The sequence below is a fragment of the uncultured Muriicola sp. genome (genome assembly GCF_947258935.1).
In the GTDB taxonomy this organism is placed as follows: Bacteria; Bacteroidota; Bacteroidia; order Flavobacteriales; family Flavobacteriaceae; genus Muriicola.
This window is the reverse complement of record NZ_CAMYKH010000010.1, coordinates 1-13,763: the sequence shown is the minus strand read 5'-3', so window position 1 is coordinate 13,763 and position 13,763 is coordinate 1. Positions and strand designations below refer to the sequence as shown.

Annotated in this window: 28 protein-coding genes; all 28 read right to left on the bottom strand. The window is 40.7% G+C overall.

Features of this window, described 5'->3' with window-relative positions:
* Positions 1–56 precede the first annotated feature (56 nt).
* On the bottom strand, positions 57–686 hold the full coding sequence (gene rplQ, locus Q0X72_RS03085) for a 50S ribosomal protein L17 (protein ID WP_297761889.1): 630 nt from the start codon (positions 684–686) through the stop codon (positions 57–59).
* 62 nt (positions 687–748) lie between these two features.
* The gene (locus Q0X72_RS03080) at positions 749–1,741 is read right to left on the bottom strand and encodes a DNA-directed RNA polymerase subunit alpha (RefSeq protein ID WP_297761887.1); all 993 of its coding nucleotides are present in this window, start codon (positions 1,739–1,741) and stop codon (positions 749–751) included.
* Between the two features lie 17 nt (positions 1,742–1,758).
* On the bottom strand, positions 1,759–2,364 hold the full coding sequence (rpsD, locus tag Q0X72_RS03075) for a 30S ribosomal protein S4 (protein WP_297761886.1): 606 nt from the start codon (positions 2,362–2,364) through the stop codon (positions 1,759–1,761).
* Between the two features lie 100 nt (positions 2,365–2,464).
* Entirely contained in the window at positions 2,465–2,857 is a 393-nt protein-coding gene (rpsK, locus tag Q0X72_RS03070; protein WP_297761884.1) for a 30S ribosomal protein S11, read from the bottom strand.
* 11 nt (positions 2,858–2,868) lie between these two features.
* Positions 2,869–3,243 (bottom strand): 30S ribosomal protein S13, encoded by a 375-nt coding sequence (rpsM, locus tag Q0X72_RS03065; protein WP_297761882.1) that lies wholly within the window; start codon positions 3,241–3,243, stop codon positions 2,869–2,871.
* A 2-nt stretch (positions 3,244–3,245) separates the two neighbouring features.
* Entirely contained in the window at positions 3,246–3,362 is a 117-nt protein-coding gene (gene ykgO, locus Q0X72_RS03060) for a type B 50S ribosomal protein L36 (protein WP_122514977.1), read from the bottom strand.
* A 12-nt stretch (positions 3,363–3,374) separates the two neighbouring features.
* The gene (gene infA, locus Q0X72_RS03055) at positions 3,375–3,590 is read right to left on the bottom strand and encodes a translation initiation factor IF-1 (protein ID WP_013751343.1); all 216 of its coding nucleotides are present in this window, start codon (positions 3,588–3,590) and stop codon (positions 3,375–3,377) included.
* A 4-nt stretch (positions 3,591–3,594) separates the two neighbouring features.
* On the bottom strand, positions 3,595–4,935 hold the full coding sequence (secY, locus tag Q0X72_RS03050) for a preprotein translocase subunit SecY (RefSeq protein WP_297761863.1): 1,341 nt from the start codon (positions 4,933–4,935) through the stop codon (positions 3,595–3,597).
* Between the two features lie 13 nt (positions 4,936–4,948).
* Positions 4,949–5,401, bottom strand: coding sequence for a 50S ribosomal protein L15 (gene rplO, locus Q0X72_RS03045; RefSeq protein WP_297761861.1), 453 nt, complete (start codon positions 5,399–5,401; stop codon positions 4,949–4,951).
* Between the two features lie 15 nt (positions 5,402–5,416).
* Positions 5,417–5,596, bottom strand: coding sequence for a 50S ribosomal protein L30 (rpmD, locus tag Q0X72_RS03040; protein ID WP_297761859.1), 180 nt, complete (start codon positions 5,594–5,596; stop codon positions 5,417–5,419).
* A gap of 6 nt (positions 5,597–5,602) precedes the next feature.
* Positions 5,603–6,127: a 30S ribosomal protein S5 gene (gene rpsE / locus Q0X72_RS03035; protein ID WP_297761858.1), complete on the bottom strand. Its 525-nt coding sequence runs from the start codon at positions 6,125–6,127 to the stop codon at positions 5,603–5,605.
* Positions 6,128–6,135: 8 nt separating this feature from the next.
* Entirely contained in the window at positions 6,136–6,492 is a 357-nt protein-coding gene (gene rplR / locus Q0X72_RS03030) for a 50S ribosomal protein L18 (RefSeq protein ID WP_297761856.1), read from the bottom strand.
* A 10-nt stretch (positions 6,493–6,502) separates the two neighbouring features.
* On the bottom strand, positions 6,503–7,045 hold the full coding sequence (gene rplF, locus Q0X72_RS03025) for a 50S ribosomal protein L6 (RefSeq protein WP_297761854.1): 543 nt from the start codon (positions 7,043–7,045) through the stop codon (positions 6,503–6,505).
* A 21-nt stretch (positions 7,046–7,066) separates the two neighbouring features.
* The gene (gene rpsH, locus Q0X72_RS03020) at positions 7,067–7,465 is read right to left on the bottom strand and encodes a 30S ribosomal protein S8 (RefSeq protein WP_297761853.1); all 399 of its coding nucleotides are present in this window, start codon (positions 7,463–7,465) and stop codon (positions 7,067–7,069) included.
* Between the two features lie 22 nt (positions 7,466–7,487).
* Positions 7,488–7,757 carry a 30S ribosomal protein S14 gene (gene rpsN, locus Q0X72_RS03015; RefSeq protein ID WP_297761851.1) on the bottom strand — a complete coding sequence of 90 codons (270 nt, stop codon included), beginning with the start codon at positions 7,755–7,757 and terminating at the stop codon, positions 7,488–7,490.
* Position 7,758: 1 nt separating this feature from the next.
* Positions 7,759–8,310 carry a 50S ribosomal protein L5 gene (rplE, locus tag Q0X72_RS03010; protein ID WP_297761849.1) on the bottom strand — a complete coding sequence of 184 codons (552 nt, stop codon included), beginning with the start codon at positions 8,308–8,310 and terminating at the stop codon, positions 7,759–7,761.
* A 2-nt stretch (positions 8,311–8,312) separates the two neighbouring features.
* Positions 8,313–8,624, bottom strand: a complete 312-nt coding sequence (gene rplX / locus Q0X72_RS03005) for a 50S ribosomal protein L24 (protein ID WP_297761847.1) — start codon at positions 8,622–8,624, stop codon at positions 8,313–8,315.
* 11 nt (positions 8,625–8,635) lie between these two features.
* Complete coding sequence (rplN, locus tag Q0X72_RS03000; protein ID WP_129605547.1) at positions 8,636–9,004, bottom strand: 50S ribosomal protein L14; 369 nt, start codon at positions 9,002–9,004, stop codon at positions 8,636–8,638.
* Between the two features lie 2 nt (positions 9,005–9,006).
* Positions 9,007–9,264, bottom strand: a complete 258-nt coding sequence (gene rpsQ, locus Q0X72_RS02995) for a 30S ribosomal protein S17 (protein WP_297761839.1) — start codon at positions 9,262–9,264, stop codon at positions 9,007–9,009.
* Between the two features lie 13 nt (positions 9,265–9,277).
* The gene (gene rpmC / locus Q0X72_RS02990; protein WP_297761838.1) at positions 9,278–9,469 is read right to left on the bottom strand and encodes a 50S ribosomal protein L29; all 192 of its coding nucleotides are present in this window, start codon (positions 9,467–9,469) and stop codon (positions 9,278–9,280) included.
* 18 nt (positions 9,470–9,487) lie between these two features.
* Entirely contained in the window at positions 9,488–9,910 is a 423-nt protein-coding gene (rplP, locus tag Q0X72_RS02985) for a 50S ribosomal protein L16 (protein ID WP_297761836.1), read from the bottom strand.
* 24 nt (positions 9,911–9,934) lie between these two features.
* The gene (gene rpsC, locus Q0X72_RS02980) at positions 9,935–10,645 is read right to left on the bottom strand and encodes a 30S ribosomal protein S3 (protein ID WP_297761834.1); all 711 of its coding nucleotides are present in this window, start codon (positions 10,643–10,645) and stop codon (positions 9,935–9,937) included.
* A gap of 1 nt (position 10,646) precedes the next feature.
* Entirely contained in the window at positions 10,647–11,054 is a 408-nt protein-coding gene (rplV, locus tag Q0X72_RS02975) for a 50S ribosomal protein L22 (RefSeq protein WP_297761832.1), read from the bottom strand.
* Positions 11,055–11,061: 7 nt separating this feature from the next.
* A complete protein-coding gene (rpsS, locus tag Q0X72_RS02970; protein WP_297761830.1) occupies positions 11,062–11,340 on the bottom strand; it encodes a 30S ribosomal protein S19 in 279 nt (92 codons plus the stop codon).
* Positions 11,341–11,353: 13 nt separating this feature from the next.
* The gene (rplB, locus tag Q0X72_RS02965; protein ID WP_297761829.1) at positions 11,354–12,178 is read right to left on the bottom strand and encodes a 50S ribosomal protein L2; all 825 of its coding nucleotides are present in this window, start codon (positions 12,176–12,178) and stop codon (positions 11,354–11,356) included.
* A 9-nt stretch (positions 12,179–12,187) separates the two neighbouring features.
* Entirely contained in the window at positions 12,188–12,478 is a 291-nt protein-coding gene (gene rplW, locus Q0X72_RS02960; RefSeq protein ID WP_297761826.1) for a 50S ribosomal protein L23, read from the bottom strand.
* A gap of 7 nt (positions 12,479–12,485) precedes the next feature.
* A complete protein-coding gene (gene rplD, locus Q0X72_RS02955; RefSeq protein ID WP_297761824.1) occupies positions 12,486–13,115 on the bottom strand; it encodes a 50S ribosomal protein L4 in 630 nt (209 codons plus the stop codon).
* The gene (gene rplC / locus Q0X72_RS02950; RefSeq protein WP_297761823.1) at positions 13,115–13,732 is read right to left on the bottom strand and encodes a 50S ribosomal protein L3; all 618 of its coding nucleotides are present in this window, start codon (positions 13,730–13,732) and stop codon (positions 13,115–13,117) included. The genes rplD and rplC overlap by 1 nt, the downstream gene beginning before the upstream one ends.
* Positions 13,733–13,763 lie beyond the last annotated feature (31 nt).

Below are 13,763 nucleotides of genomic sequence, written 5' to 3'. Positions count from 1 at the left end.
AAAAGGATAGACTTTTAGGTCTACCCTTTTCAAATTTTTCATACGTTATAAACATCCTATTCCTTTGAATCATCTGTTTTCGTTTCTTTGGGACTATCGCCCTCATCCTTCTTTGGAGCTTCTTTCTTAGGCTTCTCTGCCTTAGGTGCCTTTGCTTCCGGAGCCTTTGCTTCAGCTGTTTCCGCTTTTGGAGTTTCAACTTCTGCCTCCTTCGTTTCCTCTGCGGCTACAGCAGTATCGGATTTCTTAGCACTACGGCTTCTACGCGTGGTTTTCTTTTTCTTCGCCTTACCAGCATTGTAGATCTCGTTGAAATCTACCAACTCTATCATGGCCATATCTGCGTTATCTCCCAAACGGTTTCCCAGTTTTATAATTCTGGTATATCCTCCTGGTCTGTCACCTATCTTTTCAGAAACCGTACTAAACAATTCTGAAACTGCGTATTTATCTCTGAGGTTCCTAAAAACGATTCGTCTGTTATGAGTACCTTTTTCAAGGGACACATTGTTCTCTGCCTTTGATTTGGTAATCAAGGGTTCAATGAATTGTTTTAAGGCCTTAGCCTTGGCTACTGTCGTATTGATTCTTTTGTGCTCAATTAAGGAACAGGCCATATTAGCCAACATAGCAGATCTATGTGCCGTTTTTCTCCCTAAGTGATTGACTTTCTTACCGTGTCTCATCGTTCTTTGCTATCTGATCTTTTTTTCGGGTCTATCTTAAAAGTCCCAGGTAAAAGCTAAAATTAATCTTTATCTAGTTTGTATTTGGATAGGTCCATCCCAAAGTTCAAGCCCTTGTTGATAACGAGTTCTTCCAATTCCGTCAAGGATTTTTTACCAAAATTCCTGAATTTCATCAAGTCGTTCTTGTTGAAAGAAACCAAGTCCCCTAAGGTATCTACCTCTGCTGCCTTCAAGCAGTTTAAGGCTCTTACAGACAGGTCCATATCAACCAATTTGGTTTTCAACAACTGTCTCATATGCAGCGATTCCTCATCATAGGTCTCGGTTTGTGCGATCTCATCGGCCTCAAGGGTGATGCGTTCGTCCGAGAACAACATAAAGTGATGAATTAGTACTTTGGCAGCCTCTGTCAGTGCATCTTTTGGGTGAATTGAACCGTCTGAAACGATCTCAAAGATCAATTTCTCATAATCGGTCTTTTGTTCTACCCTAAAGTTCTCAATGCTGTATTTTACGTTTTTCACTGGAGTGAAGATAGAATCTACCGCTATGGTTCCTATTGGAGCATTAGATTTCTTATTTTCCTCTGCAGGAACATATCCTCGTCCTTTTTCGATGATCATTTCCATATTGATGCTCACCTTAGGAGCCATGTTGCAGATCACCAGTTCCGGATTCAACACCTGGAATCCTGAGATAAACTTTTGGAAATCTCCTGCTGTAAGTTGTTCTTTTCCACTAACGGAAACTGAAACAGTTTCTTCGTTAACGTCTTCAATCTGTCTTTTAAAACGAACCTGCTTGAGGTTGAGGATAATTTCCGTAACGTCTTCTACTACTCCTTCAATAACGGAAAATTCGTGCTCAACTTTATCGATCCTCACCGAAGTAATCGCGAATCCCTCCAAAGACGAAAGCAAAACTCTTCTAAGCGCGTTCCCAACAGTTAGTCCATAACCAGGTTCCAAAGGGCGAAATTCAAACTTCCCTTCGAAATCTGAGGAATCGATCATTATAACTTTATCGGGTTTCTGAAAATTAAATAATGCCATAGTCGAATATGTGTTGTTTATTTAGAGTATAACTCAACGATTAATTGTTCTTTGATGTTCTCTGGGATCTGAAGTCTTTCTGGAACGGAAACAAAAGTTCCATCCATTTTGTCAGAATTCCAGGTAATCCACTCGTATACGCTACTATTAGCAGCCAATGAGTCACCAATGGCTTTTAGAGATTTTGATTTTTCCCTAACACCAACTACATCACCAGCATTTAAAGAATAGGAAGGAATATTCACTAATTCCCCATTAACGGTTATGTGTCTGTGTGACACCAATTGTCTGGCTCCACTTCTGGTTGGAGAAATTCCCATTCTGTAAACCACGTTGTCTAAACGGGCTTCACATAGTTGCAGTAATACCTCCCCTGTAACTCCTTTGCTTCGGTTGGCCTTAGCGAAAAGATTTCGGAATTGTTTTTCCAAAATTCCATAGGTATACTTTGCTTTCTGCTTTTCCATTAACTGAATAGCATACTCTGATTTTTTTCCACGGCGTCTGTTGTTTCCGTGTTGTCCTGGAGGATAATTCTTTTTATCAAAAGACTTGTCTTCTCCAAATATCGCTTCTCCGAATTTACGGGCGATCTTTGATTTAGGTCCTGTGTATCTTGCCATTTTCTTTTAAATTAAAAGTGTGATTATGAATTAAGGCTTATCCTTCGATAATCGTAACTACACTTTTGTGAGAACTTTATGTTCGGGTTAATGATTGTAATTAAACTCTTCTTCTTTTTGGTGGTCTGCAGCCATTGTGAGGCATTGGGGTTACATCAATGATCTCTGTAACCTCTATCCCAGCATTGTGCAAAGATCTGATAGCCGATTCACGCCCATTTCCCGGACCTTTCACATATACCTTCACTTTTCTCAAACCTGCATCATGAGCGGTTTTCGCGCATTCTTCAGAGGCTATCTGAGCAGCATAGGGGGTATTTTTCTTGGAACCTCTAAAGCCCATTTTACCGGCAGATGCCCAAGAAATTACATCTCCTTTTTTATTGGTAAGGGAGATAATGATATTATTGAAGGAAGCGGTAATATGCGCTTCTCCGGTAGATTCTACAATTACCTTACGTTTCTTCGTTGCTTTTGTACCTGTCTTTGCCATACTACGCCTTATTACTTAGTAGCTTTCTTCTTATTAGCCACTGTTTTTCTTTTTCCTTTCCTTGTTCTGGAATTATTCTTGGTTCGCTGCCCCCGTAATGGCAGACCGGATCTGTGCCGGATGCCTCGGTAACAACCAATATCCATAAGCCTTTTGATATTCAGCTGATTCTCTGAACGCAATTCACCTTCAATCTTGTAGGAAGTAACCACATCCCGGATACGACCAATTTCATCGTCATCCCAGTCAGATACCTTTGTATCTGCACTTACTTTGGCCTTCTCTAATATTTCAATTGCTCTGTTTTTACCTATTCCAAAGATGTAGGTAAGTGCAATAACACCTCTTTTTTGTTTTGGGATATCTACCCCTGCAATTCTTGCCATAATTACCCTTGTCTTTGTTTGAATCTAGGATTCTTCTTATTAATTACGTACAATGTGCCCTTTCTGCGAACAATTTTGCAGTCGGCACTTCTCTTTTTTATCGATGCTCTTACTTTCATGTTTCGAGTTTCTTAATATCTATATGTAATTCTAGCCTTGCTCAAATCGTAAGGACTCATCTCGAGCTTCACTTTGTCGCCCGGTAATAGTTTTATATAATGCATCCGCATTTTTCCTGAAATATGTGCGGTGACCACATGACCATTTTCCAACTCCACCCTAAACATGGCATTGGATAATGCTTCAATGATACTTCCATCCTGCTCTATAGCTGCTTGCTTGGCCATAATTCTATGCTACTTTTCTATTTTTACCTGTTTTCATCAATCCGTCATAATGTCTGTTCAAGAGATATGCATTCACCTGTTGAACCGTATCAATGGCAACCCCCACCATAATTAACAATGAAGTACCTCCGTAAAACAATGCCCATCCTGCCTGAATGTCCATTAACTTCACAACTACTGCAGGCAGTACAGCCAACATGGCTAAAAATACAGATCCCGGTAAGGTGATCAAGGACATTATCTTATCTAAGAAATTACCAGTTTCTTTTCCTGGTCGTATCCCCGGAATAAAGCCACCACTTCTTTTAAGATCATCGGCCATTTTATTCGTTGGCACGGTGATCGCCGTATAGAAATAGGTAAATATGATGATCAATAAGGCAAACAAAATGTTGTAAGCCAATCCAAAGATATCCTGAAACTGAACTTCCATCCATTGGCCAATAGCCGTATCATTAAAAGTTCTCCCTAACAATCCGGGCGCAAACATAATAGCTTGTGCAAAGATGATAGGCATAACCCCAGAGGCATTCAACTTTAGTGGAATATATTGTCTGGAGCCCATAACATTCTTCTCATATCCGCCAGAAGCAGACCTTCTTGCATATTGCACGGGTATCCTTCTAGTGGCCATTACCAACAATACACTTAGTAAGATCACTATAAACCACAAAATAACTTCTACCAAAATCAACATTGGTCCACCATTTCCATCCCATCTTGTGATAGCTTCTTGCACAAATGACTGAGGCATGGTAGCAATGATCCCTATCATGATGAGTAGAGAAATTCCATTTCCAATTCCTTTATCAGTAATCTTTTCTCCAAGCCACATCGCGAAGACACAACCTGTTACCAAAATGATCACTGAAGGAACTATAAAGTTCAATCCTTTTCCTAATAAAAAAGCAGAATCTGGTACTCCCAAAGCACCAAGGCTATACAAATAGGCTGGTGCCTGTACAATACAGATCCCTATGGTCAACCATCGGGTAATTTGATTCTTTGTTTTTCGACCACTTTCACCTTCCTTGTCCAATTTTTGAAGATAAGGAACGGCAATTCCCATTAACTGCACCACAATAGATGCTGATATATAGGGCATGATGCCTAAGGCAAAAACAGAAGCATTGGCAAATGCACCCCCTGTAAAGGCATTCAGAATCCCCAGGATCCCTTGTTCCGTGTTAGAGGAAAGTTCTGCCAATTGTGAGGTATCAATACCGGGAAGCACTACCTGGGCACCAAAACGGTACACAACCAGTAAGCCAAGGGTCACTAATATCCTGTTCCTAAGCTCTTCAATCTTCCAAATATTTGATATGATCTCAAAAAATTTCTTCATAGTGCCTGCTCTCTTATAACATTATGGCTTCACCGCCTGCAGCTTCAATGGCCTTCTTGGCAGTTGCAGTAAATTTGTGTACAGAGATCTTGAGTGGAGCTTTTAATTCTCCACCTCCAAGAATTTTCACCAAATCGTTTTTTCCAGCTAAATTATTTACAATCAGGTCTTCGATACCAACGGTCTTCTTTACAGCACCTTTGTCTACCAATTCCTGAAGTGAATTTAAATTGATACCGCGGTATTCAATTCTGTTTATATTGGTAAAACCAAACTTAGGAACTCTACGTTGCAACGGCTGCTGACCACCCTCGAAACCAATTTTCTTTGAGTATCCAGAACGAGATTTAGCACCTTTATGACCTCTGGTGGCAGTGCCTCCTTTTCCGGAGCCCTGTCCTCTACCAATTGTCTTTCCGTCTTTATGGACAGAACCTGCTGCTGGTTTTAAATTGCTTAAATTCATTTCAACACTTATTTCTTAAGCTTCTTCTGTAGAAACCAAATGTTTAACTTTATTGATCATCCCAAGGATGTTGGCAGTATCGTTGTGCACTACCTCTTGTCCTATCTTACGCAGTCCTAATGCCTCTAAGGTCCTCTTTTGCCTTTGAGGTCTTTTTATACTGCTTTTTAATTGAGTGACTTTAATCTTTCCCATGGTTCCTTATCCTTTAAATACTTTTTCTAGGGCGATGCCTCGCTGATTCGCTACAGTTTTTGCATCCCTTAATTGTAAGAGTGCATCGAATGTTGCTTTTACGACGTTATGTGGGTTAGATGAACCCTGAGATTTAGACAATACATCTTGCACACCTACTGCCTCGAGCACCGCTCTAACAGCTCCACCGGCTATAACCCCGGTACCATGCGATGCAGGCTGAATATACACTCGTGCTCCACCAAATTTTCCTTTTTGTTCATGAGGCACAGTGCCTTTGCTCAATGGAATACGAATAAGATTCTTTTTAGCATCTTCAATGGCTTTGGCGATAGACGTTGCTACGTCCTTAGATTTTCCAAGACCATGCCCTACAACACCACTCTCATCTCCTACCACTACGATCGCAGAAAAACCAAAAGCTCTTCCCCCCTTAGTTACCTTGGTAACCCTTTGAACACCTACCAGGCGATCCTTAAGTTCAAGACCTCCGGGTTTTACTGTTTCTACATTCTTGTATTTACCGTACATAGTATCAATTAAAATTTTAATCCACCTTCTCTGGCGCCTTCGGCCAATGATTTCACCCGACCATGATATAAATTCCCGCCACGATCAAAAGCTACCTTATCTATCCCGGCTTTTTTAGCCTTTTCGGCTACAGCCTTACCTACTTGGGAGGCTATCTCCATTTTGGTGCCCTTGCTTTTGGTCAATTCCTTATCTCTGGATGAAGCTGCAACCAGGGTTACACCCTTGGTATCGTCTATTACCTGAGCATAGATCTCCTTGTTGCTTCTGTAAACAGACAACCGAGGTCTTTCTGCAGTGCCATTAGAAATCTTTCTGATTCTCTTTTGGATGCGCTCTCTTCTTTGTGTTTTTGATAATCCCATAATACTATTCTTATGCTGATTTTCCTGCTTTTCTTCTTAATTGTTCACCAACAAACTTGATCCCTTTTCCTTTGTAAGGTTCTGGTTTACGGAACGCTCGTATTTTAGCAGCAATTTGTCCTATCAATTGCTTGTCATGCGAGGTTAATTTGATGGTTGGATTCTTTCCCTTTTCTGCTGTTGTTTCAACTTTTACTTCTGGAGTAATTTCGAAAACAATATTATGAGAGAATCCTAGTGCCAGATCTAATTTCTGACCTTGATTAGTGGCCCTGTATCCAACACCTACCAATTCTAGTTCTTTTGTCCATCCTTTAGCAACTCCTTCGATCATATTAAAAATCAGGGATCTGTAAAGTCCGTGTTTTGCTTTGTGCTCCTTAGAATCTGAAGGCCTGGTCACCCATACTTGATTATCCTCTACCTTAATAGCCACTCCGGAGAACTCTTGGGTCAATTCTCCCAATTTTCCCTTCACGGAAATGATGTTCTCCAGTATCTCTACTGTGGTCCCTTCTGAGATCGCTATCGGATTGTTTCCTATTCTAGACATTTTCTTTAACTTTTATTCGGTTTAATAAACGTAGCACAAAACTTCTCCACCTACGTTGTCCCTTGCGGCTTGCTTGCTTGTCATTACCCCGTGAGAGGTAGAGACAATTGCAACTCCCAAACCGTTCAAAACCCTTGGCAAATCATCAGATCCCGCATACTTACGTAATCCAGGTTTACTGATTCGTTGTATTCTTTTAATGACCGGTTCTTTGGTATTCTTGTCGTATTTCAAAGCAATTTTTATGATACCCTGAACCGTTTTATCTTCAAATTTATAACTAAGGATATACCCCTGATCGAATAAGATCTTGGTAATTTCTTTCTTTAGATTGGAAGCTGGTATTTCAACTACCCTGTGACCCGCACTACTGGCGTTTCTAACTCTTGTCAAATAATCTGCTATAGGATCTGTAAACATCTTCTTGCCTTTTTATATGGTACTACCAACTTGCTTTTTTAACCCCTGGGATTAATCCCTTATTGGCCATTTCTCTGAACATTACCCTGGAGAGTCCAAAAGTCCTCATGTAGCCTTTTGGTCTTCCGGTAAGTTTGCAACGATTGTGCATACGCACAGGAGAAGCATTTCGCGGTAATTTTTGTAACCCGTCATAATCTCCGGCCTCTTTTAAGGCTTTTCTCTTCTCTGCGTATTTCGCTACTGTTTTCGCCCTTTTACGTTCACGGGCTTTCATTGATTCTTTAGCCATACTAATTCTTTTTAAAAGGTAGACCCAGTTCTGTCAACAAGGATTTTGCTTCTTTATCTGTTTCTGCGGAGGTCACAAAGGTGATATCCATTCCGTTAATTCTATTGATCTTATCTATATTGATCTCAGGAAATATGATCTGTTCGGTGACACCCAAGTTATAATTGCCACGACCGTCGAAACCGGTAGCTCTTATCCCTTGAAAATCGCGTACCCTTGGCAAGGCAGTTGTTACCAACCTGTCCAAAAACTCATACATACGCTCGCCTCTTAAGGTAACCTTAGCGCCAATGGGCATACCCTTTCTCAATTTGAAGGACGCAACGTCTTTCTTAGAAATGGTAGAGACCGCTTTCTGACCTGTTATCATAGACATTTCGTCTATTGCATGGTCAATAAGTTTCTTATCAGCAACGGCAGCACCAACACCTCTGCTCATCACAATTTTCTTTAATTTAGGAACCTGCATGACGTTGTCATACCCAAATTCCTCCTTAAGCGCAGCTATAATGCGCTCTTGGTATTCTTTCTTTAATCTTGGAACGTAAGCCATAACTATATTACCTCGTTAGATTTTTTAGAAACCCGCACTTTTTTTCCATCTCTCATTTCAAAACCAACTCTGGTAGTATCTCCAGATTTGCCATCGATCAATGACAAGTTTGAAATATGAATAGGTGATTCTTTTTTCACAATCCCACCCTGTGGATTCTTTGCACTAGGCTTCTCATGTTTGGAAACCATATTGGCGCCCTCAATGATTGCTTTATTCTTTATGCGGTCTACTGTCAACACCTTACCTTCGGTACCTTTATGGTCTCCGGCTATGATGCGAACTGTATCCCCTGTTTTAATTTTTAACTTCATAGTCTGTATGTTTATAGCACCTCAGGAGCTAATGAAACAATCTTCATGAACTGTTTGTCCCTAAGCTCTCTGGCTACCGGTCCAAAAACCCTGGTTCCTCTCATTTCTCCCGTTGGATTCAAAAGAACACAAGCGTTATCATCGAAACGGATATAAGAACCGTCTGGTCTGCGTACTTCTTTCTTAGTGCGCACTACCACGGCAGTTGAAACTGCTCCTTTTTTAATGGTCCCATTTGGGGTAGCCTCCTTTACAGACACTACAATTTTATCCCCTACAGAAGCATATCTCCTTTTGGTTCCTCCAAGGACGCGGATAGTCAACACCTCTTTTGCTCCGGTGTTATCTGCCACTTTAAGTCTAGATTCTTGCTGTAACATAATTATTTAGCTCTTTCAAGGATTTCTACCAATCTCCAACATTTGGTCTTACTTAAAGGTCTTGTTTCCATGATCTTTACTTTATCACCAATATTGCAATCGTTGGTTTCATCGTGTGCAACATATTTCTTTGTCCGCAATACGAACTTACCATACATAGGATGTTTTACCCGCTTCACTTCAGAAACCACAATCGATTTCTGCATTCTGTTGCTGGTTACAACCCCTACTCGTTCTTTTCTTAAATTTCTTTTTTCCATAAAGCAGAACCCGTTATTGGTTTTCCCTTTTTGTTATTTCAGTTGCCAATCGTGCTACTGTTCTTTTCACTTTCCTTAACTGAAGTGGATTTTCCAGTGGTGTTACGGAATGAGCCATTTTCAAATCGGCATGTTGCTTTTTGAAATCGGTCACTTTTTCCTTTAATTCCTCTACCGATAATTCTGTTATCTCTGATTGTTTCATGATCTTAATCAATAAAAATTACGCGGCATCGTAATCTTTTGCCACTATAAATTTTGTTTTTACCGGTAATTTCTGGGCAGCCAATCGCAAAGCTTCCTGTGCAACGTCCAAAGGCACTCCGGCTACTTCAAACATAATCCTTCCGGGTTTCACAACGGCCACGAAATATTCCGGAGCTCCTTTACCTTTACCCATACGCACCTCTAAAGGCTTCTTGGTAATAGGCTTGTCTGGAAATATCTTGATCCAAAGTTGCCCTTGTCTTTTCATATATCGTGTAGCTGCAATACGCGCGGCTTCTATCTGACGCGAGGTAATAAAGCTAGAATCCATTGACTTAATTCCAAACATCCCGTTTGAGAGTTGATGACCCCTCCCGGAATTACCTTTCATACGGCCTTTTTGCGCTTTACGAAACTTGGTTCTTTTTGGCTGTAACATTTCTTCCTACTACTTTAATATATATTACTTTCTTCTGCGTTTCTTTCCAGGATCGTTTTTGTCCTTTCCTGTACCCTTAGACATTCCCACTAATGGAGAAAGGTCTCTTTTTCCATAAACTTCCCCTTTCATGATCCATACTTTTAAACCTAACCTTCCGTAGGTTGTATGAGCCTCATGCTGGGCATAATCAATATCTGCTCTGAAGGTAGATAATGGAATACGTCCATCTTTATAAGATTCTGAACGTGCCATCTCTGCCCCATTTAATCGGCCAGATATCTGTATTTTAATTCCTTCAGCATTCATTCTCATGGCAGCAGCAATCGACATTTTGATTGCCCTACGGTAAGAGATCCTGTTTTCAATTTGACGAGCAATACTGGCAGCAACCAGATTTGCGTCAACTTCAGGTCTTTTGATCTCAAAGATGTTGATCTGAACTTCTTTGTCCGTGATCTTCTTAAGCTCTTCTTTTAATTTATCAACTTCCTGACCACCTTTTCCGATAATGATACCAGGTCTTGCCGTGGTGATAGTAACGGTGATCAATTTTAAAGTTCTCTCAATAATTACTCTGGAAACACTTGCTTTCGCCAAACGAGCATGAATGTACTTGCGGATCTTATCATCCTCGGCAAGTTTATCACCGTAGTCATTTCCTCCATACCAGTTAGATTCCCATCCTCTGATGATCCCTAAGCGATTTCCTATTGGATTCGTTTTTTGTCCCATACTATGCTTCTGTATTATTGTTTGCTCCTACTACCAAAGTAACATGATTAGAACGCTTTCTTATTCTGTGTGCTCTTCCCTGAGGGGCTGGTCTTAATCGTTTAAGCATCCGACCAGAATCTACTCTGATCTCTGATATAAATAGATCGGCCTCTTCAATATTGGCATCCTCATTCTTAGCTTGCCAGTTAGCGATCGCAGAAAGCAATAATTTCTCTAATCTACGGGAAGCTTCTTTTGGATTAAAACGCAAGATAGCTAGTGCCTTTTCAACTTCTGCACCCCGAATCAAATCTGCTACCAAACGCATCTTACGAGGCGATGTTGGGCAATTATTCAATTTAGCGAATGCCAGCTCTTTCTTCTCTGCCTTTATTCTTTCGGCCATTTGTTTTTTACGAACTCCCATAGCTTACTTACCTTTTACCTTTATTTTTAGCTCCGGCATGACCCCTAAAAGATCTTGTTGGAGAGAACTCGCCTAATTTGTGACCTACCATGTTTTCTGTTACATAGACAGGAACAAATTGTTTTCCATTATGTACAGCAATGGTTTGACCAACGAAATCTGGAGTGATCATCGAAGCTCTAGACCATGTTTTAATGACGGTCTTCTTACCTGAATCTACATTCTGCTGGACTTTCTTTTCCAGACTATTATGAACGTAAGGTCCTTTTTTTAGTGAACGTGCCATTTCTTTCTACTTTTTATTTCTTTCTACGTTCTATAATATATCTGTTGGTATCCTTGGTTTTAGAACGAGTTCTATATCCTTTGGCAGGAATACCATTTCTTGATCTTGGATGACCTCCGGAGGCTTTTCCTTCCCCACCACCCATTGGGTGATCTACAGGGTTCATAGCTACCGGTCTTGTTCTTGGTCTTCTACCCAACCATCTGCTTCGTCCTGCTTTACCAGAAACGATCAATTGATGGTCCGAGTTGGAAACAGCTCCTATAGTGGCCAAACAATTCCCAAGTACCATTCGGGTTTCACCTGAAGGTAATTTTATAGTCACAAACTTCCCTTCCTTAGCCATAAGCTGAGCAAAGGTTCCTGCACTTCTAGCCATTACAGCTCCCTGACCAGGACGAAGTTCAATACAAGATATAATAGTTCCTAATGGAATCTCATTCATTGGTAAGGCATTCCCTATCTCTGGTGCCACACCGTTTCCAGAAATTACAGCTTGTCCTATCTGTAATCCATTCTGGGCAATTATGTAACTCTTTTCCCCGTCTTTATATGCCAAAAGAGCAATAAAAGCGGTTCTGTTAGGATCGTACTGAATAGAAGTAACTTCGGCTTCCACATTGTGCTTCAACCTTTTAAAGTCGACTAGACGATACCTTCTTTTATGACCTCCACCTCTATGGCGCATGGTCATCTTTCCATGACTGTTTCTACCTCCCGACTTTTTTAACGGAGCAAGCAAGCTTTTCTCCGGCTTATCAGCAGTAAGCGCGTCAAATCCGTTTACTACTTTAAATCGCTGTCCGGGAGTGATCGGTTTTAATTTTCTAACTGACATTTCGTGTCTTTATAGATTACTGTAAAAATCAATGACATCGCCTTCCACAATATCAACAATTGCCTTTTTATAGGCTTTTGTTTTTCCCTGTTGTACACCAGTTTTGGTGAATTTGGTCTTGCGGTCTGGACCATAATTCATGGTACGAACCTTTTTAACGGAAACTCCATATGTACCCTCAACCGCGTCCTTGATCTGCAACTTGTTTGCTTTAGGATTCACGATAAAACCATAGCGATTATGTAACTCGCTATCTGCTGTCATCTTTTCCGTTATGATTGGCTTTATTAACACACTCATGATTTTCCTATTTATTTAAGTTGGATTCAATGCCCTCTAAAGACCCTTCCAAAAGCACAATATTATTCGCGTTTAATATTTTATAAGTACTTAATTCTGAGTTAGTTACGACCTCTGAACCTCCTAAATTGCGCGACGACAAATATACGTTATTATTTGAATCGCCCAACACAAACAGGGACTTTTTATTTTCAAGACCCAGCCCCTTTAAAACCTGGATAAACTCTTTGGTCTTCGGGGTCTCAAAATTGAAGTCTTCAACTACCATGATGGCATTCTCCTGACTCTTAATGCTCAAGGCCGATTTACGGGCCAAACGCTTCAGGTTTTTGTTCAATTTTAAGCTGTAATCCTTTGGTCTTGGGCCGAAAATTCTACCACCACCACGAAAAATAGGAGACTTAATACTTCCTGCTCTTGCAGTTCCGGTTCCTTTTTGCTTTTTGATCTTACGGGTACTCCCTACTATCTCTGCTCTTTCCTTGGTCTTGTGGGTACCTTGCCTCTGATGTGCCCTATACTGTTTAACATCCAGATATATGGCATGGTTATTAGGCTCTATCTTATAAACAGCATCAGAAAGGTCTGCCTTTCTCCCTGTTTCTTTTCCTTTGATATCTAAAACTGCTACCTTCATTATTTCTCGATGGTTACGTAAGCATTTTTATGCCCGGGAACGGCTCCTTTCAAAACGATCAGGTTTTTTTCCGGCACTATTTTCAATACTCTAAGGTTTTGAACAGTTACTCGTTCGCCTCCCATTCTACCTGCCATCTTCATTCCTTTGAAGACCCTTGCAGGATATGAGGCCGCACCAATAGATCCAGGTGCTCTCAAACGGTTGTGCTGTCCGTGAGTAGCTTGGCCAACACCGGCAAAGCCATGTCTCTTTACTACCCCTTGGAAACCTTTTCCTTTAGAAGTTGCAGAAACATCCACAAACTCTCCTTCAACAAATAGATCTACGCCCAGCGTATCACCTAGTTTGTGTTCTCCTTCAAAATGACGGAATTCGACGACTTTTTTCTTGGGAGAAGCACCTGCTTTTTTGAAATGGCCCGTTTCGGACTTATTCGCACGTTTTTCTGCCTTGTCATCGAAACCGAGTTGAAGGGCACTATACCCGTCTACCTCTTCGGTTCTGACTTGGGTAACGATGCATGGTCCTGCCTCAATGACGGTACATGGAATATTCTTTCCATTCTCATCAAAGATGCTGGTCATGCCCACTTTTTTTCCTATTAACCCAGACATACTTATTATTTATTAATTGTTTACTATTTCC

Bases quoted from the DNA above. Each gene is read 5' to 3' on its own strand.
- rplQ (WP_297761889.1), bottom strand. From the start codon at position 686: ATGAGACACGGTAAGAAAGTCAATCACTTAGGGAGAAAAACGGCACAT.
- Q0X72_RS03080 (WP_297761887.1), bottom strand. From the start codon at position 1,741: ATGGCATTATTTAATTTTCAGAAACCCGATAAAGTTATAATGATCGAT.
- rpsD (WP_297761886.1), bottom strand. From the start codon at position 2,364: ATGGCAAGATACACAGGACCTAAATCAAAGATCGCCCGTAAATTCGGA.
- rpsK (WP_297761884.1), bottom strand. From the start codon at position 2,857: ATGGCAAAGACAGGTACAAAAGCAACGAAGAAACGTAAGGTAATTGTA.
- rpsM (WP_297761882.1), bottom strand. From the start codon at position 3,243: ATGGCAAGAATTGCAGGGGTAGATATCCCAAAACAAAAAAGAGGTGTT.
- ykgO (WP_122514977.1), bottom strand. From the start codon at position 3,362: ATGAAAGTAAGAGCATCGATAAAAAAGAGAAGTGCCGACTGCAAAATT.
- infA (WP_013751343.1), bottom strand. From the start codon at position 3,590: ATGGCCAAGCAAGCAGCTATAGAGCAGGATGGAAGTATCATTGAAGCA.
- secY (WP_297761863.1), bottom strand. From the start codon at position 4,935: ATGAAGAAATTTTTTGAGATCATATCAAATATTTGGAAGATTGAAGAG.
- rplO (WP_297761861.1), bottom strand. From the start codon at position 5,401: ATGAATTTAAGCAATTTAAAACCAGCAGCAGGTTCTGTCCATAAAGAC.
- rpmD (WP_297761859.1), bottom strand. From the start codon at position 5,596: ATGGGAAAGATTAAAGTCACTCAATTAAAAAGCAGTATAAAAAGACCT.
- rpsE (WP_297761858.1), bottom strand. From the start codon at position 6,127: ATGTACGGTAAATACAAGAATGTAGAAACAGTAAAACCCGGAGGTCTT.
- rplR (WP_297761856.1), bottom strand. From the start codon at position 6,492: ATGGGATTATCAAAAACACAAAGAAGAGAGCGCATCCAAAAGAGAATC.
- rplF (WP_297761854.1), bottom strand. From the start codon at position 7,045: ATGTCTAGAATAGGAAACAATCCGATAGCGATCTCAGAAGGGACCACA.
- rpsH (WP_297761853.1), bottom strand. From the start codon at position 7,465: ATGTTTACAGATCCTATAGCAGATTATTTGACAAGAGTTAGAAACGCC.
- rpsN (WP_297761851.1), bottom strand. From the start codon at position 7,757: ATGGCTAAAGAATCAATGAAAGCCCGTGAACGTAAAAGGGCGAAAACA.
- rplE (WP_297761849.1), bottom strand. From the start codon at position 8,310: ATGGCTTACGTTCCAAGATTAAAGAAAGAATACCAAGAGCGCATTATA.
- rplX (WP_297761847.1), bottom strand. From the start codon at position 8,624: ATGAAGTTAAAAATTAAAACAGGGGATACAGTTCGCATCATAGCCGGA.
- rplN (WP_129605547.1), bottom strand. From the start codon at position 9,004: ATGTTACAGCAAGAATCTAGACTTAAAGTGGCAGATAACACCGGAGCA.
- rpsQ (WP_297761839.1), bottom strand. From the start codon at position 9,264: ATGGAAAAAAGAAATTTAAGAAAAGAACGAGTAGGGGTTGTAACCAGC.
- rpmC (WP_297761838.1), bottom strand. From the start codon at position 9,469: ATGAAACAATCAGAGATAACAGAATTATCGGTAGAGGAATTAAAGGAA.
- rplP (WP_297761836.1), bottom strand. From the start codon at position 9,910: ATGTTACAGCCAAAAAGAACCAAGTTTCGTAAAGCGCAAAAAGGCCGT.
- rpsC (WP_297761834.1), bottom strand. From the start codon at position 10,645: ATGGGACAAAAAACGAATCCAATAGGAAATCGCTTAGGGATCATCAGA.
- rplV (WP_297761832.1), bottom strand. From the start codon at position 11,054: ATGGGAGTTCGTAAAAAACAAATGGCCGAAAGAATAAAGGCAGAGAAG.
- rpsS (WP_297761830.1), bottom strand. From the start codon at position 11,340: ATGGCACGTTCACTAAAAAAAGGACCTTACGTTCATAATAGTCTGGAA.
- rplB (WP_297761829.1), bottom strand. From the start codon at position 12,178: ATGTCAGTTAGAAAATTAAAACCGATCACTCCCGGACAGCGATTTAAA.
- rplW (WP_297761826.1), bottom strand. From the start codon at position 12,478: ATGAGTGTGTTAATAAAGCCAATCATAACGGAAAAGATGACAGCAGAT.
- rplD (WP_297761824.1), bottom strand. From the start codon at position 13,115: ATGAAGGTAGCAGTTTTAGATATCAAAGGAAAAGAAACAGGGAGAAAG.
- rplC (WP_297761823.1), bottom strand. From the start codon at position 13,732: ATGTCTGGGTTAATAGGAAAAAAAGTGGGCATGACCAGCATCTTTGAT.